Annotated in this window: 16 protein-coding genes and 1 pseudogene; 12 read left to right on the top strand and 5 right to left on the bottom strand. The window is 38.4% G+C overall.

Annotated features, from left to right (window positions below; translation table 11 throughout):
* Together HMPREF0023_RS04845 and HMPREF0023_RS04840 are read left to right on the top strand one after the other, a co-directional pair.
* Positions 1 to 281, top strand: a pseudogene (locus HMPREF0023_RS04845) (hypothetical protein); the annotation flags it as partial.
* A gap of 58 nt (positions 282 to 339) precedes the next feature.
* Positions 340 to 1,113, top strand: coding sequence for a Rossmann-like and DUF2520 domain-containing protein (locus tag HMPREF0023_RS04840; protein ID WP_005082657.1), 774 nt, complete (start codon positions 340 to 342; stop codon positions 1,111 to 1,113).
* Between the two features lie 16 nt (positions 1,114 to 1,129).
* On the opposite strand, the gene HMPREF0023_RS04835 is transcribed toward HMPREF0023_RS04840, so the two are convergent.
* The 3 genes from HMPREF0023_RS04835 to HMPREF0023_RS04825 are packed head-to-tail and all read right to left on the bottom strand — an operon-like array spanning position 1,130 to position 3,896.
* The gene (locus HMPREF0023_RS04835; protein ID WP_008941322.1) at positions 1,130 to 1,852 is read right to left on the bottom strand and encodes an AAA family ATPase; all 723 of its coding nucleotides are present in this window, start codon (positions 1,850 to 1,852) and stop codon (positions 1,130 to 1,132) included.
* Positions 1,853 to 1,901: 49 nt separating this feature from the next.
* Entirely contained in the window at positions 1,902 to 2,717 is an 816-nt protein-coding gene (gene thiM / locus HMPREF0023_RS04830) for a hydroxyethylthiazole kinase (RefSeq protein ID WP_008941321.1), read from the bottom strand.
* Between the two features lie 18 nt (positions 2,718 to 2,735).
* On the bottom strand, positions 2,736 to 3,896 hold the full coding sequence (locus tag HMPREF0023_RS04825) for a hypothetical protein (RefSeq protein WP_004639458.1): 1,161 nt from the start codon (positions 3,894 to 3,896) through the stop codon (positions 2,736 to 2,738).
* Positions 3,897 to 4,161: 265 nt separating this feature from the next.
* Between HMPREF0023_RS04825 and HMPREF0023_RS04820 the strand changes: the two genes are divergently transcribed.
* Both HMPREF0023_RS04820 and HMPREF0023_RS04815 read left to right on the top strand, forming a co-directional pair.
* Positions 4,162 to 4,638: a DUF2147 domain-containing protein gene (locus HMPREF0023_RS04820; RefSeq protein ID WP_005090061.1), complete on the top strand. Its 477-nt coding sequence runs from the start codon at positions 4,162 to 4,164 to the stop codon at positions 4,636 to 4,638.
* Positions 4,639 to 4,798: 160 nt separating this feature from the next.
* Positions 4,799 to 5,272, top strand: coding sequence for a DUF2147 domain-containing protein (locus tag HMPREF0023_RS04815; RefSeq protein ID WP_004639455.1), 474 nt, complete (start codon positions 4,799 to 4,801; stop codon positions 5,270 to 5,272).
* Positions 5,273 to 5,352: 80 nt separating this feature from the next.
* Here the strand turns inward: HMPREF0023_RS04815 and HMPREF0023_RS04810 are convergent, their stop codons facing one another.
* Positions 5,353 to 5,610: a hypothetical protein gene (locus tag HMPREF0023_RS04810; protein WP_004639454.1), complete on the bottom strand. Its 258-nt coding sequence runs from the start codon at positions 5,608 to 5,610 to the stop codon at positions 5,353 to 5,355.
* Between the two features lie 416 nt (positions 5,611 to 6,026).
* Here HMPREF0023_RS04810 and pepN point away from each other — a divergent pair, with 416 nt between their 5' ends.
* From pepN to HMPREF0023_RS04770, 8 genes are all read left to right on the top strand, one after another.
* Entirely contained in the window at positions 6,027 to 8,633 is a 2,607-nt protein-coding gene (pepN, locus tag HMPREF0023_RS04805; RefSeq protein ID WP_005090062.1) for an aminopeptidase N, read from the top strand.
* A gap of 132 nt (positions 8,634 to 8,765) precedes the next feature.
* Complete coding sequence (locus HMPREF0023_RS04800) at positions 8,766 to 10,145, top strand: L-serine ammonia-lyase (protein ID WP_005090063.1); 1,380 nt, start codon at positions 8,766 to 8,768, stop codon at positions 10,143 to 10,145.
* Positions 10,146 to 10,453: 308 nt separating this feature from the next.
* On the top strand, positions 10,454 to 12,628 hold the full coding sequence (locus HMPREF0023_RS04795) for a TonB-dependent receptor plug domain-containing protein (RefSeq protein ID WP_005090064.1): 2,175 nt from the start codon (positions 10,454 to 10,456) through the stop codon (positions 12,626 to 12,628).
* Between the two features lie 61 nt (positions 12,629 to 12,689).
* Positions 12,690 to 13,859, top strand: a complete 1,170-nt coding sequence (locus tag HMPREF0023_RS04790) for a tetratricopeptide repeat protein (RefSeq protein ID WP_005090065.1) — start codon at positions 12,690 to 12,692, stop codon at positions 13,857 to 13,859.
* Between the two features lie 351 nt (positions 13,860 to 14,210).
* Entirely contained in the window at positions 14,211 to 14,894 is a 684-nt protein-coding gene (locus tag HMPREF0023_RS04785) for a dienelactone hydrolase family protein (protein ID WP_004639451.1), read from the top strand.
* Between the two features lie 75 nt (positions 14,895 to 14,969).
* Positions 14,970 to 15,392 carry an RDD family protein gene (locus HMPREF0023_RS04780; RefSeq protein ID WP_004639450.1) on the top strand — a complete coding sequence of 141 codons (423 nt, stop codon included), beginning with the start codon at positions 14,970 to 14,972 and terminating at the stop codon, positions 15,390 to 15,392.
* A gap of 381 nt (positions 15,393 to 15,773) precedes the next feature.
* On the top strand, positions 15,774 to 16,493 hold the full coding sequence (locus HMPREF0023_RS04775) for an MgtC/SapB family protein (RefSeq protein WP_026056330.1): 720 nt from the start codon (positions 15,774 to 15,776) through the stop codon (positions 16,491 to 16,493).
* 114 nt (positions 16,494 to 16,607) lie between these two features.
* Positions 16,608 to 18,440: a monovalent cation:proton antiporter-2 (CPA2) family protein gene (locus HMPREF0023_RS04770; protein ID WP_008941319.1), complete on the top strand. Its 1,833-nt coding sequence runs from the start codon at positions 16,608 to 16,610 to the stop codon at positions 18,438 to 18,440.
* 46 nt (positions 18,441 to 18,486) lie between these two features.
* Here HMPREF0023_RS04770 and HMPREF0023_RS04765 read toward each other — a convergent pair whose 3' ends face one another.
* Complete coding sequence (locus tag HMPREF0023_RS04765; RefSeq protein WP_004639446.1) at positions 18,487 to 19,659, bottom strand: benzoate/H(+) symporter BenE family transporter; 1,173 nt, start codon at positions 19,657 to 19,659, stop codon at positions 18,487 to 18,489.
* Positions 19,660 to 19,811 lie beyond the last annotated feature (152 nt).

Below are 19,811 nucleotides of genomic sequence, written 5' to 3'. Positions count from 1 at the left end.
CCATTCCAAAGAGTTTAGCGGTCCTTTCAAATGAGATCGGCAATGATACCATCAGTATTATTTATTATCTTCGTGATCATAAAGAATCTATACATGCATTGCTACCAAATTGGACTCCTGAGGTTTTGAGCTTGGGGCAAACGACAGAAAAAAACTTGATGCCACCTATTTTGACCATACCAGTAACACCACAAGACTCAAAGCAACCCAAAGCTTTTCCTTTCTTTGCTTTGGTTTTTGCTAGTTTTTCACTACTTTGGTTATATCAGATAAGTAAGTAATTGATTTAGATCGCGGTTCTTGGCATGCTGCCAATCAAACAACATTTAGATTGAGTTTATGCGTATTACATTTATTGGTGCTGGTCGGGTTGCTACTCATTTAGCCAAAGTTTTACATCAGCAGCATCATATTGTTCAGGTTTTTAGTCGTGATTTAGCAAATGCGGAAAATCTAGCCTCTCAAGTAAATGCTCAAGCAATTGATCAATTCGCGCAATTAGATTCACGAACCGATTTAGTGGTGATTGCTGTCAGTGATCAAGTGATTGCTGAAATTATGAATTCAATTACATCACTCGTACCTCAGAGTTTAATTGTACATACTTCGGGCAGTACGAGCTTAATCACGATAGAGCAAGCATCACAGCGAACAGGGGTGTTTTATCCACTACAAACTTTTAGTTTGGATCGCGATATCGATTGGATTGAAACACCAATTTTTGTAGAAGCATCAACACAAGCCGATTTAGAAATACTGACAGGGCTTGCTAATAGCCTAAGTAATAGAGTCTATCAATATAGTTCTAAACAACGTCAAACACTGCATTTAGCGGCAGTATTTGCATGCAATTTTAGTAATTATTGCTATGACATGGCGCAGCAAATCGTTGCTGCTGAACAGGTCGATTTTAGCTTGTTATATCCTTTGATAACTGAAACGGCCAGTAAAGCTGTTGTTAATCAACCCAAGCTTATGCAAACAGGTCCAGCAATGCGCGGTGATCAAAATATTTTAAAAATGCATCAACAATTGCTTGCGCAATCTGAGAGGACTGATTTAGAAAGAATTTATACATTAATGAGTGACGGGATTTTCAAGCGCCATCATTAGTGAATTGGTAATAACTCTATTCAATATCAATGATTTGATTTAGATAATCACCATTTGAGTTGATAATTTCCTTATACATATAATAGATATGTGTGTCTGTAAAATTCACTTCGCGCAGGCTATTTTCATTTAATTGAAGCAATTGGATATCTGGCATCAGCATTAAAATAGGTGAGTGTGTTGCAATGATAAATTGTGCACCTTGCTTACTCAGTTGAATTACTTTTTCCACAAAGTTAATTTGATTATTGACTGAAAGTGCGGATTCTGGCTCATCAAGAATATATAGACCTTCGGCACGAAAACGGTGATCAATAAGTGCTTTCATTGCTTCACCATGTGATAGCGTATGTAAATCTTTCCCGCCGTAGAAATTTCGAATGGGTGGTCCAAAACTTGGTGCATTATCGAGTTGACGCATTTCGGTTAGAAAGTTGTAGTAAGTTTCAGAGCGATAAAAAAAGATATCTCTTATTCGACGTGGAGATTTTTGGATACGCAAATGTGAGCTATAGTCTAAATGGGTATCTTCAGTCTTATAATTAAAATTGACCGTTCCTCCTTCAGCCGAGCAGCCAAATTTTAAAGCTAAAGCTTCTAAAATCGTTGATTTTCCACTGCCGTTCTCACCAGTAATTACAGTGATATTTTTTCTAAACTCAAGTGGATAGAGATGAAGAAATGGAAAATCATCTGGGATGGTATTTAGTAATTCAACTTTAGTAAGTAAAGGTTTCATTAATCAATCATTTAAGTCAAAGCAGCATTGATTGTTTATGTATAAAGAATCATAGACAATCGATGCTGTAATATTGATGAATTAAATTATCATCTAACATATGTAGATAGTCTAAAAACATAATATTAAAACTACCGACTGTTTGTGCTTGGTCATAAGCAAGTTTACCAGCAATTGCAAAGTGTAAGTGCGAAGCAAGTGCGGCAATTGCGGGCGAAGTAACCGCACTATAAGCTGCTGTTAAGGCACCTAGCGCGCATCCTGTAGCAGTGATTTTCGGTTGTAGATGACAGCCACCATTGACTTGAATCACCATATCAAATTGCTTTGAAATAATATAATCAGAAACACCAGAAATGGCGACACAATCTGTATGCTGCAATAAACGCCGAGCTTGCTCATAAACATCTTGGCTATTGAGTGTACTGTCTACGCCTTTAGATTGAACATGATTACCTGCTAATGCACTAATTTCTGAGGCATTTCCACGGATGATCGTTGGATGGTATTGCAATAATTGATCTACGGTTTCACTGCGCCATTTTAAGATTGGACCGTAGCCGACTGGATCGAGAACCCATGGTATTTGATGCTGTTGCGCCGTTTGAGCAGAAATCAACATCGCTTGGGTTTGTTCTGTGGTAGGTGTGCCAACATTAATACTTAAAGCAGCACTAATTTTGGTAAACTCTTCGGCTTCATATGGATTATCAATCATCGCAGGAGATGCGCCAGCTGCCAGCAGTATATTGGCGACATAGTTGTTGGCAACACTGTTGGTCATACACTGAATCAACGGTGTTTTTTGTTGCAACGCATGCCAAGCTTGAATGACTTGATCAATCAATTGTTGTTTTGATGACATGATAAGAATCCTGAAGCTTTAACGGGTGAAGTAGTGGTCTTGATGTTTGCACTGACGACAAATGAGGGAAACATAATCTGTAGCATCGTACTCAACCACGAGGTCATTAGAACCACAATACATGCAGCGTTTTACCGAATAAAAATTTAAGCGAGGCTCTATTTTTCGCCATGATTTCCAAATTGGTTGAATAAAGATCTTTTCATCGTAGCCAAGAAATTTAAACAGTAAAATTTCACTCATTTTACTTAAAGGAATATTATGTGGTCTGGGTAATGTTGATGTTTCCCATCGTTCAGTCACAGAACGTTCGCGGTATTGTTCCAATGTTTTCTTTAATAAATTGGTGTTAATAAATTTATCATTTCTTGGTTGTAGAGCTTTTTGTTTGTACAAATATTCGAGTGCTGTTTGAATTAGATAATAGATCTGACCGATGGCTAAACTATCCATAAGTCGAAAGCAAAAACTTTGAAAAGGGCGACTACCTGCAATTTGAATCCCCCATGTTCGGCAATAAAATTGCATAAACTGAACAATCTCTTGGTATAAAACCAAATACATTGCATCTTTTACTTCGTCAGTTGTTTTAAAGGGAATGCCTAAACTAAGATTTTCATAGAACCAGTTACGTAATTGTTGAGCAACACTATATAAACTAGGATCTGAATAACCATCTAAGCGAATATTTAAATAATAATGTCCTGTTTCAATACCTGAATCTTGTGGTTTTAAAACACCGAGTTTGAGCAAGCTTTGAAGTAAATGGTTTTGGAATAAATAGTTGGGCGTAAAATGATGGAATTTAATATTTTCCCAATGAATGATTTCATCATGTTGTACATCTTCACGCGCATAATGGTCGAGTAAACTCAGTAAAAATAATTTATGTAAAAAACTGAGCTGATTAAGGCTATAAATGACTTCATCTTTGGTACTGTATTTTCGTTGTTCTTGTAGGCGAGTTTGTTGTGTTTGTTTCTTTCTTGCAGCAGTACATTGAGCACAATGGCAATTCAGTTTACTTTCTTGCTGAAAAACGCGGTGTTGGCAGTGACTGCATTCGTGAAATTGTAGCTCTTGAGTATATTGTTCAGCTTCAACCCAATACATTGATGCTTGACACAATGGGCAATGGCTACTTTCATCTAACTGTTTTTGTAGAATCTGTAAATCCATTGATTAAGTCGTCTTAGAAAAAATATATTATACATTGCTGGCACATGAAGTGGTGCAAAGAATCGTTGAGAATGAGTCTAGATGTTTAAATTTTAAGGTGGCTGATTGTGAATGTAAACCTTGTTTTGGTAATGTTTAAATATGTGATTTAATTCAAATTTATAAAGAATAAAACTGTGAAATATACATGTTTTTTTATTGACCATATTGATGCATTGTAATAAAAATGTAGGCCCAAAGGATTGCTAGGGATAAAGGAGCCAATATGCAAAAAAAAATCCTCATGAATGGAGTCGTGGGAATCTCTCTAGGTTTATTAACTACACTTACGATTGCGTCAACACCAGAAGGCTATTGGAAGAGTATTGATGACCGTACAGGTGAACAGCTTTCAATTGTTGAAGTGAAAAAAAAGACTGACGGAACTTATACAGGTACGATTGTTTATCGATATCCTGTGCCTGGTGGTGGTACGTTGTTGACCAATTGTGTTAAATGTCCTGAACCATTTAAGAATAAACCAATTTTAGGTCTGCAAATCGCGTGGGGTTTGAAACAAGATCCTCAAAATCCAAATCAGTATATTGATGGTCGTGTTCTTGAACCAAAAACAGGAAATATTTACAAAGGTAAAGCACAACTCAGTGCAGATGGTAAACGTATGCGGATGCGCGGTTATATGGGAATTTCTGCCTTAGGACGTACGCAAGTCTGGATTCGTACTGATAGTCCAAATCCTTAAATTAAAATTTATGAATTACACTGTACGTATTTGATTGTTAAAAATTTCATAGAGTCAAGTACTGGGGCGTACAGTGTAACTGCGCTATAAATATGCTATTTTTTTAATATTAAATCTATAAAACATGACTAAGTAATTTTTTAACGGGGAAAATATAAAGATGTCGAATCATGTATTCATGAAAGGAATCATGGGGCTTTCTATTGCATTTTTAACGGCGACAGCTTCTGCTGCATCGATCGAAGGATACTGGAAAAGTATTGAAGAGCGCACAGGTGAACAACTCTCCATTGTCGAAATTCGAAAAGGTGATGATGGGCGGTTTAATGGGAAAATTGTTTATCGCTATCCAAATGCACATGGTATCGCTTTGACCAACTGTACCAAATGCCCAGCACCTCATACCAATAAACCTTTACTTGGATTGGAAATATTGTCTGGATTTAGACAAGATCCGAATAATTCTAATGCCTATATTGACGGTACAGTTTTAGAGGCGACCAGTGGTCGAATTTATAAAGGTAAAGGTGTCGTATCGGGCGAAGGTAAACGTTTACGAATGCGTGGCTATATGGGGGTATCTGCGCTTGGGCGTACGGTTGTTTGGATTCGCACCAATAGCGGAAATCCGTAAATTGCCAAATACTTTGAAATTCTAGTTTAAAAAAACCTCAAATCAGAGGCTGATTTGAGGTTTTTTTATTGAGTTAAATGTTAAACAGGGCATGGTAAGTTTTCGTCCTCCTGTCCAATTTTTTTTGCGGCAATAAGTGCTTGTACTTTTTTACTCGGTACTTTCTCTTTTCCTAGGGCATCGTAAGTATTCACGATATTGGTTACTTCTAATGTCGTCAGTTCAATTCCCTCTGCTGTTAGAAAAACGGAAATCACATGATGGTCAATACCTGCTTTCGCAAGATCATGGATTGCTTTAATGTTTTCGAGACGATAAAGGTGTGCTTTCAATTCCATAGTCGTAGCCCTCGCTTGTTATTTTATTTACCTACATTGGCATAATTGATTAAGCAATAACCGTGCACAAAATGTAAAACAAATAAAAAAAATGTAAATTAAGCGATGAAAAGCAGTTCGGTCTGTCACTTTTATTTAAGAATAGAAAACTATGTTGTAATTTTGTCTAAATGATTGGCTGATTGAAGCGAATATATTTGAAATTGAATTATTTCAACCCAATAAAATTCTTAAACTCATGTCTGGCATTAAAGACAGGCTCTGATAGTTGGCGTATGATCGGTTGAGATGTACTAAATAATTTTCTAATACGAAATATTTAGACCAAACGGCATAATTTGTGCAAATTGATGACGCAACCAGAAGTCTTACCAACAAGACCGTTGACATGAAATTATGAAAGATAAGGAATACTGATGAATATCGCGGCGCAACCTCCTGTACAAACGGATCAAACCATTTATTTAAAAGACTATCAAAAACCATCATTTTTGGTTGATTCGATTCACTTGGATATTCAAGTATATGAGAATCATACAATTGTTGATTCAACGCTCGTAATGAAGCGTCAAAGCGCTGGTTCTTTGATTCTTCTAGGTCGTGATTTAGAGTTAAAATCAATTCAACTGAATGGTCAGACATTAAATTCTGATCAATATGAGTTAGATAGTGAACAATTGGTGATCACTGATGCACCAGATGAGATCATTTTACAAATTCAAGTGATTATTCATCCTGAATCAAATACCCAGCTAGAAGGTCTTTATAAGGCCGGAGATTTGTACGTTACCCAAAATGAGCCTGAAGGTTTCCGCAAAATTACGTTCTACCCTGATCGACCTGATGTTTTATCTGTATTTACGACACGTGTTGAAGCCGATAAGAAATATCCTGTTTTATTGGCAAATGGTAATTTACTTGAAACTGGTGAGGTCGATGAAAATCGTCATTTCGCGATTTGGCAAGATCCAACTAAGAAACCAAGCTATTTATTTGCTTGTGTGATTGGGGACTTGGCTGTACTCAAAGACCGTTATACAACTTCTGAAGGTCGTGACGTTGCGTTAGAGATTTATGCCGTAGAAAAAGATATTCCTAAGTGTCATATTGCGATGGAAGCGTTAAAGCACTCGATGCGTTGGGATGAAGAACATTATGGTCGTCCCTATGATCTCGACAACTATATGATTGTCGCTGTGAGTCAGTTCAACATGGGGGCGATGGAAAATAAAGGTTTAAATATCTTCAACACCTCATGTGTGCTTGCTGATGAGGAGTATACGACTGATGCTGCCATCATGCGTGTGCAGTCAGTCATTGCCCATGAGTATTTCCATAACTGGACAGGCAACCGTATTACTTGTCGTGATTGGTTCCAACTCTGTTTAAAAGAAGGTTTGACAGTTTTCCGTGATCAGTCTTTTTCTGAAGATTTACAGTCAGCAGCAGTACAACGTATTGATGATGTGGCAGTGTTAAAATCTCATCAATTTCCTGAAGATGCAGGTCCTTTGTCACATCCTCCACGTCCAGACCATTTTGTTGAAATTAACAACTTCTATACGGCAACGGTTTATGAAAAGGGCGCAGAAATTAACCGTATGATGGCAACGCTATTGGGTAAAGATAAATATCGTCAAGGTACGGATGAATATTTTAAGCGTCATGATGGACAAGCGGTCACAGTTGAAGATTGGGTTGCGGCGCTTAGCGCAGGTTCAGGTGTTGATTTATCAAACTTTCTGACGTGGTATAACCAACCAGGTACACCGAAGCTGGAAGTCAATGGTGCGTATGATGCTACGGCTCAAACTTATCGTTTGAGTTTCAAGCAAAGTCTAAAAGCACATCCAAAATATCCTAATTTAAAAGCTGTACCTATTCCTATTGCTTTAGCCTTATTTAATGCAAACTCTGGTGAGCAATACACCTTGCACAGTGCCGATCTATTTGTAAATGATGTAAAAGATGGCATGTATTTGTTTGAGCAAGATGAAGCAACGATTGAATTTACAGGTATTACTGAACAACCTGTAGTTTCATTACTGCGTAATTTTTCTGCGCCAGTCAATTTGGTATTTGATTACTCAAATGATGATCTTGCATTCTTGATTCAGCATGAGTCCAATGGTTTTAATCAATGGCAAGCAACGCAGACATTATTAGAGCGTATCTTACTGGAAGATCACAAAGCAGATACTTATATTGATGCCATCAAAAATACACTGCCTGATTTAGTCAATAAAGATCCACTACTTGCTTCTCGATTATTTGATGTCCCAAGTGAAAATTATTTAGGTAGCCGAATTGATCAAGACTATGAGCCAGAACTCATTCGTGAAAAGCGCGAAGCTGTTTTAGATCGTTTTGCCCGTGAACTGGGTTCATTTTGGAAAGAAACATATTTATCTCTAGACCCTGATATGCAAAATGAATTTTCTTTGGCTATGGGTGTTCGTGCATTGAAAAATATCATGTTGAGTATGTTGGCACGTCAAGGTGATGATTCTGTTTTTGATTTAGCTTATGCGCAATATCAGCAAACAGGAAATATGTCAGAACGTTTAGGGGCATTACGTGTTCTAGTTTGGAATGATGCACCACAGGCTCAACTAGCATTAGATGACTTCTACAATCGTTTCAAAGATGAAGCCTTATCATTGGATCAATGGTTTACAATCCAAGCTTCTCATCCTTGCGCGACTGCAGAAACGATTGAATATCTAACCAAACATGCCGATTACGATTTAGGCACACCGAACCGAATTCGTTCTGTGAGCGGTGGTTTAGCAAGTAATCCGGTAAATACATGGAGTTTTGGTGTGGATCATTTCATTGAGTTAGCTGCTTATCTAGATGAAAAGAATCCAATTTTAGGTTCACGTTTATTACAGGTGCTTTCTCGTTGGTATACGTTGATGGAGCCTCAGCGTAGTCAGGTACAGCAAGCGTTAAAAGCATTGCAGCCAAAGGTGAAATCGAAGAATGTGTCAGAAACTTTGAATTCATTATTAAGCATTTAAGCGTTAAAATTTTCTATAACCACAATCGTCATAGTGCGGTTGTGGTTATTCTTTTTGATTTTCTTTTTTTATGGAATTTCCCATTAAATAAAAATTATAAAAACATGAAGGGATAGCAGAGGACAATAATATATGGCGCTGAGCGTATTTGATCTTTTTAAAATTGGTGTTGGACCTTCGAGTTCACATACGGTTGCACCAATGAGAGCAGCATATCGCTTTACTCAATCACTTAAAGTTCAAGATGTTTTAGACAAGGTTGCTAGAGTACAAATTTTTTTATACGGTTCATTGTCATCTACAGGTATAGGACATGGCACAGATCGAGCGACAATATTGGGTTTGATGGGTAATGATCCTGAAACAATTGATATCCCTCATAGCCAAATACAGCTAGATCAGGTGTTGCAATCTCGTATACTTATGATGGATGGTACTCATGCGGTAAAGTTTGATCCAAATCAAGATATTGTTTTTATTGATGAGGCTTTACCTTATCATCCGAATGCGATGAAGATAATAGCAGTAAATGATGCAGAAGAACTCATTTATTCCAATACTTATTACTCGATAGGTGGTGGATTTATTATCGACGAAAGTCAGGTTGATCAAGGGAGTTTTGTCGAAGATCAGACTGTTGTGCCTTATCCATTTCAAAGTGCCAAAGAGCTATTGGCACTTTGTAAAACACATCAATGTAGTGTTAGTCATTTGATGTTAGAAAATGAAAAAAGCTGGCGCAGCGAAGCAGAAATTCGTGCCAAAATTATGCAAATTTGGCAAGTGATGCAAGACTGTATCCAAAGTGGTTTGCAACATGAGGGTGTTTTGGCAGGTGGTTTGAATGTGAAACGACGTGCCAAGAATATTCATCAACGGTTATTGAAAAAAGAAAATGAAAATTTGATTGCGACAACATTTAACGCCATGGAATGGGTGAATTTATACGCGCTCGCTGTTAATGAAGAAAATGCCGCAGGTGGCCAAGTGGTCACAGCACCTACGAATGGTGCGGCTGGAATTATTCCAGCAGTGTTATCTTATTATGTTAATTTTTCTAAAGATGAATCTGAAGACACCATTGTGAGATTTTTCTTGAGTGCCGCAGCAGTAGGTATTCTATGCAAATTGAATGCATCCATTTCTGGCGCTGAGGTTGGATGTCAGGGGGAGGTGGGTTCTGCATGTGCTATGGCATCGGCGGGATTAGCTGAAATTTTAGAAGGTACGCCTGAACAAGTTGAACATGCTGCTGAAATTGGGCTTGAACACAACTTAGGGCTGACCTGCGACCCTGTCGGTGGTTTGGTACAAGTTCCATGTATTGAAAGAAATGCAATTGCTGCTGTAAAGGCAATCAATGCAGCTCAGATGGCATTACATGGTGACGGTGAGCATTTTATTTCATTGGATAAAGTCATTCAAACCATGAAAGAAACTGGTAAGGATATGTCTGATAAGTATAAAGAAACCTCAAAAGGTGGATTGGCAGTCAATTCGATTGAGTGTTAAAACTTTTGATTGCACTTTTTTAGTAGTGAAATCGTCATAAACATAAAAAGGTGCGGTCAAATTTCCTGACTTGATTTAGTTCTAAGTGTAAATGGTAGTTTCTTCAAATTGTATTAGTTCAAATCTATAACGATTTTTCTCTTTTTTCAGAAAGTATTTATTCAAAATAATAATTGAAAAATCAATTGATATTGTATTTTAAAAATTGTCAATATTTTTTTTGTATAGAATATTGTCTTTTGTGTTTTCTTAATTAATAATAATGATAATAATAATGATAATAATAATGATTCTACTTTGTGGTTAAAATGCGGACACTTCCAACATCAGGATTTATTTATCTAACACTAATGAGTGTAAATGCTGCTTTTGCTGAAAATAATGTGATTACAATTGGTGAGCTTCCCACAATTCAAGTGCGTGCAAGCTTGCTGGATGAGTTGAGTGAACGCCAAAGTCTATCGGCTGCCAAGATCGTGGTTGGGCAGGCAGAACTGGAAAAATTTGCAGATTTAAGCATGGGGGAAGTGATTCGTCGTATGCCTAGCATAAGTTTTGGAGGACCACCAGGTGAAAATAATGATGCTCGTTTACGCGGGTTGCATAAAGATTACACACAGATCATGTTGGATGGTCGTCCTGTAAATGGACGTGATTTCGCCATCGATCAAATTCCTGCTAGTCAAGTTGAGCGTATTGAAATTATTCGTAGTACCACAGCAAGTATGGATTCACAGGGCGTAGCTGGTACTGTAAATATTGTCCTTAAAAAAACTCCAGATCAATTAAAAAGAAGTTTTAAAATTACTGGTGGCTTAATGCCTGATGCACCGAATGATGGAAAAGCTGGAAGCTTGAATATTAATTTGGGTGATCGGGTGGGTGATGTTGGTTACTTACTGACTGCAAGTGTACAAAATCGTTATGGCATTAGAGAAAAAGATCGTAAGGATTACACGGATGAAACTCGGACTACGCTTAGAAATCGTGAGCAGGATCTAGAGGTACGCGAGCATGATGAATATGCCTTATCTGCCCGCTTGGATTGGCAGGTTAATGATCAGCAACGCTTATTAGTGCATCCAAAGCTTAATGTGTCCAACGAGAATAAAGATCGTGATCGTTTAAAGAAGGCAGATTTGAGTGATCGAGAGTTTATGAATGCCCAAAAAGAGCGTCGCTATCTCGGTACAGATGTGAGTTGGAGCTATGAGCCTGATGATGGTATTAAGCACCAGATAGATGCACAAATTCAGCGTAAGAATGAGAAAAAAGACCAAAACGATAGTAAGGGAAAGCAGGCTGATGCAAGAGCATTGTTAAAATTTGCGTCTGGCTCGCATGAATCAATTGACGAGTCATCTTCTCTACTCGGTTGGAAAGGTTTATGGGCATGGGATGTTAATCATGCGCTTGAATTGGGTATTGAGTGGACAGGTTCAAAGTGGGAGAAAAACAAGCAAGCATGGAAGAAAGATGATAAGGCTGATCTCACGATGCAACGTGCGAAAATTGATGAAGATAAATTCAGCGTTTATTTGCAAGATGAATATCTTTGGACCGATCAGACAATTCTAACATCAGGGTTACGTGTTGAGTCTGTTTCAGGTCAAGCCATTTTTGATAGAAACACAAGTGACTTAGAACGGCATGTGCATCTAAATCCATCAGTACATTTGCTACATAAGCTCACTGAGCAAACGAATTGGCGAGCTAGTGTGTCGCGGAGTATTCGTCGTCCGAAATATGATGACTTAGTACCTTTTTCGGAGCAAAAAGACGGTAGCTTAGATAGCCCAGATAAAGTAGGGAATCCTAATCTTAAACCTGAAACTGCGTGGGGTGTTGAAACAAGTGTTGAGCATTATTTCTTCCAAAAGCAAGGTGTACTTACCGCTAATCTTTTTTACAGGAATTTATCTAATCTGATTGAAAAGCAGACGATACTGAATGCTGCGCAACAGCGCTTTGAGGAACTTCCTGTAAATGTTGATTCCGCCAAAATGTGGGGTGTTGAGCTGGATGGCTCACGTAAAATGGATCATTTTGGTTTAACAGGTCTGACCTTACGTGGCAATCTGTCATTACTAGATTCATCGACACAAGATCGGACTACTCTGCGTTCACGCCGTGTAAATGAGCAGCCGAAATATATTCTTAATGCTGGCTTGGATTATGAATATAGACCATGGCGTACCACATTAGGCTTTAATTATAACCGTGTTGGTTCACTTGAGAAGCACGATCTTTCAAATGGTAATGCCCGAGTTCAGCGTCAAGAGCCATCGCATTATTTGGATGCATATTTGACACATCAACTGAATAAAGATTTTCGTCTTCGACTCAGTGGAATTAACTTACTTGAAATTGAAAAAAATCGCCCACGTACAACATATGATGCAGCAGGAAAAATCATATTTTTTGAGCAAGAGGAAGAGCGTTCAGGACGATCGTATTTCCTAACATTAGAGGGGAAGTTTTAAGTGGTCTTTTGTTTGCTCGATAGCAAGCAAAATCTTTTTTGATTTTAAAGAGGAAGTTTTAATGTTTTTTAACAAAAAGGTATTACCTTTGGTGTTGAGCGGTTTTGGTCTGGTTTTGAGTTTGCCTGTTTTAGCACATGAAGATCTTCGATTAAATCAGGCACTGGCTGCGGATATTCGCACGACAGCACAGCCTTATCAAAAATCAAGTTTATTGGCCCAGCTTTCGAACCTATATCAAACATTGGGTGAGACGCAGTTGGCTACCCGATTATTGCAAGAGTCAAAGGTTCTAGCTAAAGCCATTCAACAGCCTTATGTCCAGCAATATGTGATGGGGCATACTGCCAATGAGATCGCATCTAATGGTGATTTTGATTTGGCAATGCAAGTGTTAAATCAAGTCTCGGATACCGAAATATGGGTTAAAACAGCATGGAAGTTGGCTAATAAGGCAGCAAAAGCCAATCAGCCTGAACTGACGCGTCAGTTGTTGGCTGAGTGTGATCGACGTGCGCACGCGGTTGATGATTTAGAGTTGCGTGCTGAGCTGCTGTCAGGCACAGGAGCAAGCCATCGCTTCCTCAATCCTGTGGACGGTGTGGGTATGGTGTACGAGGCCTATGGTATTGCACAGACCTTAACTGATCCTTATGAGCGAGCGCTACATTTTAATGAAGCAGGCGCTCACTTCATGGATATTAAGCATCAAGACAAAGCGCTTGCTGTTTTTGACCAAGTTTGGGATTTGATTGATCAAATTAAAAGCCCTTTACAGCAAGCTCAAGCTTTAGCGATGCTTGGTGGGGAGCAAGCTGAAAAAGGTCAGCGTGAGCGTGCAGCAAAAGCATTGCAGCGTGCTGTGGTAATTGCTGAGCAGTTACCTGATAGTGAAGCTACTTTCGCTGTTCGCAGTGAAATTGCACGTAATTGGGGACAGAGCTATCAATTTAAAGATGGGATAAAAATGGCAGAGCGGATTGCTGATCCTTATCATCAAGCTGAGGGTTTTATTCGTATTGCTAAAAATATGTATCGCCAAAAACAGCAGGCAGAAGCTTTAGCGCTTTTAAAGCGTACAGAAAAACTAGCTAATCGTATTTCAGATCCATATTTGCAGGCTACTGTATTACGCAAGTTAGCTTCTGAGTATGAAATGGCACAGGACACAGCTAAAGTCAAAGAGTTGCTAGCACAGGCACTAAAAGTTACACGCCGAATTACGAGTTAAAGGGTATGCGATGTTAAATGGTATGGTTGATGTAAGGCTAAATATCAGTTTACATCATGGGAGTATTTTTTGGCATCGCATTTTACCTGTTATGTTTTAGTAGCGCATTTTCATTTTATATAATTGCCGTTTTATGTGGTGATTATGCAGATGCAGACCATTATAAAATACATGATGGCAAACAAAACTTTTGTTCTAGTGATGGCATACCTTATTATGAATTTATAAGTGTTTGTAATGCTAATGTTATCAAATAACTTTTGGACTCTGTGAACAGTTTGTCCTTTTATTTGACAATTATTATTGTCATAAATAATATGATTGAGAATTAATCAATATAGACATTAGAAAATGGAAATAAAAACAATCACATTACCAACTCGACAGATCGAGGTTGAGATTTATGCGCCAGCCGAAACGACTGATAAAGTACCTGCAATTCTGTTACTCCATGAATTATATGGTGTGATTGATGCTTATCGAGAGGATGCTCAAGACTTAGCCGATCGGGGATATCTAGTATACGTGCCGAACTTATATAGCGGCGGAGCAGTCAAATATTGCATTCGTGCAATGGTTGCAAAAGCAGGACGTACCAATGCAGCTGATAGTGAAGTAAACAAAGAAATCCACGTGTTATTGGATGAGTTAAAAGTGGATCCGCGATCAAATGGTCGTTTGGGGATGTTAGGTCAATGTTTAACTGGTGGCTATGTCATTCAAATGGCAAAGCGTGAAGACATGTTAGCACCTGTTGTCTATCATCATTCTTTCGGCATCGAAGGTGCAGGTGTTCCTAAAACAGAGTCTTTGGATGAAATTAGGATTTTGCAAGGACATTGGTCTGAGCAATTTGATCCATTCTGTCCAGCCAGAAAAAGGAATAAACTGATTCAACAATTAGGCGATCGTGTTGAAGCTTATACGTATCCGATGCCACATGGCTTTCGTACGGTAAGTCGTGATCGACCAGAGTCAGCATTGGTTTGGCAACGTACAGTCGATTTCTTTGACCGCGAATTAAAACAAATTTAAAGATAAATGTTATAGTTGTTGCTGAAAACAATATCTCTAAACATTGACTTTGTATAAACAAAAAGAGAGGGGAATATGTCAGATAAATACGAATATGCTGGATTCTGGATACGTGTAGGCGCGGCAATTCTTGACACAATTATTATTTTAGCAATTTTGATTCCGTTAATGATGTTGTTGTCTCCAAGTGTAACGGATAATTTGACCAGAACGAGTTGGTCATGGACGGATTGGATTGGGCAGATTTTGTCAGCAGTATTTTATATATTCTGTTGGGTCAAATTTGCAGGTACACCAGGTAAGCGCTTACTACGTTTAAAAGTTCTTGATGAACAAACTGGCAATCATGTTTCAGTAGGACAAGGTATTATTCGCTATATTGGTTATATTCCTGCAACACTGGTGTTGTTTATTGGTTTGATCTGGATTGCTTTTGATCGAAAGAAACAGGGCTGGCATGACAAAATGGCGAAAACCGTCGTGGTTCGTGAACTATAAATCAAAAGATTTTATGACAGACATGTGTTTGTCATAAAAAATTCATAACATTAGGGCTTGTTTATCACATAACATGCCCTAAAATGTCGGCGAGTTTATGTGTTAAGGAATATTAAATGGACAGTTGTTCGAGGTTTGGATTTAAGAAACAATTAAATCAAAGCGGAAACTGAGCAAGATCGCCATTAATATTCGCTATCTTGCAATGAGATAGCTCTGATATCATTTTTTATAAATCCATCAAAAACTTAGCTTTTAGCAAAATGATTTTGCACGAAGACATTTTTAGGTCTGTTGTCCTAAAAGTGATCATTTATATGTGCCTAATTTTTAGCATTTTGCTGATCACGATAACGAAATTAAAAGTTGAGCAAGTCGATGATGCAGTTTAAATTTCTCCAAAATATTGATTTATCAAATATCGTAGACACTTTAATTAGTCTTAGTGTCGCTTTTATTTTAGGTGCTTTGATTGGTTTTGAAAGACAATATCGTCAACGTACGGCAGGATTAAGAACCAATGTACTAGTAGCGGTTGGGGCCGCAATTTTTGTAGATATTGCTATCAATCTTACGGGAGCTGATGGTGCAGTACGTGTAATTGCCTATGTTGTTTCAGGAATAGGATTCTTGGGTGCAGGTGTAATTATGCGCCAAGAAGGCAATATCCACGGCTTAAATACAGCAGCAACTTTGTGGTGTTCTGCCGCAGTTGGAGCATCTGCTGGATCAGATCTGATTATTGAAGCCATTTTAGCCACCATGTTTATTTTGGCTGCCAATACGTTATTACGACCAATTGTTCATGTGATTGATCGCAGACCGTTAGATGACGATACTGAGGTGCTACATGTGATTTACATCATTTGTGATCGTAGTCAAAGTAAAGCGGTGATGGATGAGTTGAATTTGACTCTTAAGCACCATAATTATCCTGCCAAAGATATTCAGGTGACACCATTTGGTGAAAAGGAAGTCGAAATCGAAGTGACGTTGATTGCAACTTCGATTGAAACAGAAGAAGCACAACACATCATTAACCATCTGAATTCTATGCCACAAATTCGCCAAGCTTTTTGGGATAAGAATGCGATAAATTAAATCGAGTGTGGGTGTTTGTAATCAATACAATAAGAAGCATTGTCTCATAAATGATGTATAAGTCTTCTATTGTTTCAAATAAAATAGAAACACATTGATAACAATGAGAATAGTATGAGTTCAGACGCTCACTCAATTAGTTTAATTGCACCCGTTGTTTTATTGGCAGCTGCTGTTATTGCAGTTCCTATTTTTAAAAGAATAGGGCTGGGTTCAGTCCTAGGATATTTAATTGCAGGGCTTATCATAGGTCCATTTGGTTTTGCTTTTTTTAGTGATTCAGCTTCAATCCTACATATAGCAGAGTTGGGTATCGTGATGTACCTGTTTGTGATTGGTTTAGAAATGCAACCTTCACATTTATGGAGTCTAAGGCGAGAAATATTTGGTCTAGGCAGTTTACAAATTCTGGTGAGTTCATGTGCATTGACAGGCGTTGGAATCCTTTTTGGTTTCACATGGCAAGTAGCGTTTATCGCTGCAACAGGCTTTGTTTTGACCTCAACAGCGATTGTTATGCAGTTACTCGGTGATCGTGGAGACATTGCGCAACCACGAGGCCAAAAGATTGTCTCTATTCTATTATTTGAAGATTTATTAATTGTACCATTACTGGCACTTGTTGCTTTTATGGCACCAAACCATGTGGTGGAAAGTACTTCTGCACGATTAGAAATGATCGGTATTGGTTTGCTCGCAATAGCTGGTTTAATTGCTGCTGGCTATTGGCTGTTAAATCCATTGTTTAGACTTTTAGCCGCTGCAAAAGCGAGAGAAGTGATGACAGCTGCAGCACTTTTAGTGGTATTAGGTGCTGCATTAATCATGCAAGTAAGTGGACTGTCTATGGCAATGGGGGCTTTCCTTGCAGGTGTATTGTTATCAGAATCTACATTTAGACATCAAATCGAAGCAGATATTGAGCCTTTTCGAGGGATATTATTAGGGCTATTCTTCCTTGGTGTAGGGATGTCATTAGATTTGTCTGTTGTCGCTCAAAATTGGCAACTCATTTTGTGCGGTGTTTTGGCTTTAATGTTTGTAAAAGCATTGATGATTTACATCGTGGCACGTATTACCAAGAGTCCGCATACAGAAGCTCTAGATCGAGCTTTACTCATGGCACAAGGTGGTGAGTTTGCTTTTGTGTTGTTTGCTGCTGCTGTAAGTGCACAAGTTATTGACAATACGACTAGATCAAATTTGACTGCGATTGTTGTCCTTTCTATGGTTTTGACGCCGATTATTGGGATTTTGTTTAAACGATTTACTGAGACTAAAGATACAATCTCGTTAGATAATGTGAGTGTCGCTGACGGTTTAAGTGGCAGTGTTTTAATGATCGGTTTCGGGCGTTTTGGGCAAGTAACCAGTCAGTTGTTATTGGCTCGCGGTGTAGATGTAACGATCATCGATAATGATATCGATATGATTCAAAATGCAGAAAGATTTGGTTTTAAAATCTATTATGGTGATGGTGCGCGTTTAGATATTTTGCATGCATCAGGTGCTGCAACAGCACAAGCGATCGTAGTTTGTGTTGATAGTAAGGAAACAACCAATAAGATCGTCGAACTGGTAGGACATGAGTTTCCGTTAGCAAAGTTACTTGTACGCTCTTATGACAGAGAACATTCACTCTATTTAGTGAAGCACAAAGTTGATTATATGATTCGTGAAACTTTTGAATCTGCAATTAAATTTGGTGGCGTGATCTTAAAGGAGCTTGGTGTTGACCAAGAGGAAGTAAGACGCATTGCTCATGAAATTCGTGAACGAGATGAGGAACGCTTTGAGACAGAAATAGCAGCTGATGATGTTTATGCTGGGGTGGGATTCCAATATTCACATAACCAGCCACGTCCAACAGCTCCGTTGATTCAACCACAACAAGCAGGGCGGATTTTAAATGACGATGAAGCAAATAAAAATTTAGACAATAAATAACGCCCAAAGTTTATTGTATTGTGATGGATAAGCCCTAAGTTTTGACTTAAGGCTTATTTTTAAATTTGAAGATAATTAAAACAACGATTCCAAGGATTAACCCCCAAAATGCAGAACCAACCCCTAAAAATTGCACACCAGACGCGCTACATAAGAACGTAAGTAATGCTGCTTCGCGTTCTTCTACATTGGCAAAAGCAACAGCAATGTTATGGCTAATCGTTGCAAAAAGGGCGATGCCTGCAAGCGCAACGATGAAAATTTGTGGGAATGACATCAGTAAACTAACTAATGTTGCCGCAAACAGCCCCATCAAAATATAAAATAAACCACAACTAATGCCTGCGATATAACGCTTACTTGGGTCAGGATGCACTTGGTCATCCAAGCTTACTGCGGCACTGATCGCTGCCAAATTTACTGAGAAACAGCCAAATGGCGCAAAAAAAGTATGTGCGATACCTGTCCAGCCTACAAGTTGATTGACGTGAGGATGATAACCATAGCTTTTAATCATCGCGATACCGGGTAGGTTTTGCGAAGTCATATTGATCACAAATAAAGGTAAAGCCAAGCCCAAGATCGCAGACCAAGAAAATGAAGGCTGCATCCACACCGGCTGTGTCAATGACCAAGTGATCGGTGCGAGTTGAAAACTAATAAATAGTGGACAAATTGCAGCACCCAAAATGACTGTCAGCACAATACTATAGCGCGGAAATAAACGTTTTGAGAGTAAGTAAATCGCTAACATGCTGAGGATAAAACCTAGATGAGTTTCTAAGCTACTAAAGATTTGTATACCGAATTTTAAGAGGATTCCTGCAAGCATGGCACAGGTTAGGCTGGCTGGTATATGAGCCAATAATCTTTGAAAAACACCAGAAAAACCAACAACCGCAATCGCAATTCCGCAGATGACAAATGCACCAATGGCTTCATAGAGATCATAATGTCCTGTAGATGCAATAATTAAGGCAATACCGGGCGTTGACCAAGCTGTAGCAACAGGATATTTATATTTCCAAGATAATAATAAACCTGAAAGTCCGATCGCTAATCCTAATGCCCAAAACCACGAACTAATTTGTGCAGTATTTGCACCGAGGGATTGTGCCCCTTGAATCACCAATACTGCAGAAACACTAATACCAATCAGAAATGTGATAAAGCCAGCGAATACAGCAGGAATCGAAAAATCTTGGATCAGACGTTGCATCTATATATCTATTATTGATTAAAAAATTTATTGAAAAGTATACCGTTTATACAGCATAAAACGTAGTTCAAAGATGATTGAATAAATTGATCATTTGATTCAAAAAGATGGAGATGGAACATGAACAAAGGTCACAGTCCACCTTAAAAATA

Origin of the sequence: Acinetobacter sp. ATCC 27244, from assembly GCF_000156555.1 — a bacterium.
In the GTDB taxonomy this organism is placed as follows: domain Bacteria; phylum Pseudomonadota; class Gammaproteobacteria; order Pseudomonadales; family Moraxellaceae; genus Acinetobacter; species Acinetobacter haemolyticus.
This window is presented reverse-complemented; position numbering and strand designations above follow the sequence as displayed.

What these genes read in the sequence shown, in the direction of transcription:
- HMPREF0023_RS04800 (WP_005090063.1), top strand. Translation starts at nt 8,766, where the DNA reads ATGGCGCTGAGCGTATTTGATCTTTTTAAAATTGGTGTTGGACCTTCG.
- HMPREF0023_RS04795 (WP_005090064.1), top strand. Translation starts at nt 10,454, where the DNA reads ATGCGGACACTTCCAACATCAGGATTTATTTATCTAACACTAATGAGT.
- HMPREF0023_RS04790 (WP_005090065.1), top strand. Translation starts at nt 12,690, where the DNA reads ATGTTTTTTAACAAAAAGGTATTACCTTTGGTGTTGAGCGGTTTTGGT.
- HMPREF0023_RS04770 (WP_008941319.1), top strand. Translation starts at nt 16,608, where the DNA reads ATGAGTTCAGACGCTCACTCAATTAGTTTAATTGCACCCGTTGTTTTA.
- HMPREF0023_RS04835 (WP_008941322.1), bottom strand. Translation starts at nt 1,852, where the DNA reads ATGAAACCTTTACTTACTAAAGTTGAATTACTAAATACCATCCCAGAT.
- HMPREF0023_RS04780 (WP_004639450.1), top strand. Translation starts at nt 14,970, where the DNA reads ATGTCAGATAAATACGAATATGCTGGATTCTGGATACGTGTAGGCGCG.
- HMPREF0023_RS04765 (WP_004639446.1), bottom strand. Translation starts at nt 19,659, where the DNA reads ATGCAACGTCTGATCCAAGATTTTTCGATTCCTGCTGTATTCGCTGGC.
- HMPREF0023_RS04785 (WP_004639451.1), top strand. Translation starts at nt 14,211, where the DNA reads ATGGAAATAAAAACAATCACATTACCAACTCGACAGATCGAGGTTGAG.
- HMPREF0023_RS04840 (WP_005082657.1), top strand. Translation starts at nt 340, where the DNA reads ATGCGTATTACATTTATTGGTGCTGGTCGGGTTGCTACTCATTTAGCC.
- HMPREF0023_RS04825 (WP_004639458.1), bottom strand. Translation starts at nt 3,896, where the DNA reads ATGGATTTACAGATTCTACAAAAACAGTTAGATGAAAGTAGCCATTGC.
- HMPREF0023_RS04775 (WP_026056330.1), top strand. Translation starts at nt 15,774, where the DNA reads ATGCAGTTTAAATTTCTCCAAAATATTGATTTATCAAATATCGTAGAC.
- pepN (WP_005090062.1), top strand. Translation starts at nt 6,027, where the DNA reads ATGAATATCGCGGCGCAACCTCCTGTACAAACGGATCAAACCATTTAT.
- HMPREF0023_RS04815 (WP_004639455.1), top strand. Translation starts at nt 4,799, where the DNA reads ATGTCGAATCATGTATTCATGAAAGGAATCATGGGGCTTTCTATTGCA.
- HMPREF0023_RS04810 (WP_004639454.1), bottom strand. Translation starts at nt 5,610, where the DNA reads ATGGAATTGAAAGCACACCTTTATCGTCTCGAAAACATTAAAGCAATC.
- HMPREF0023_RS04820 (WP_005090061.1), top strand. Translation starts at nt 4,162, where the DNA reads ATGCAAAAAAAAATCCTCATGAATGGAGTCGTGGGAATCTCTCTAGGT.
- thiM (WP_008941321.1), bottom strand. Translation starts at nt 2,717, where the DNA reads ATGTCATCAAAACAACAATTGATTGATCAAGTCATTCAAGCTTGGCAT.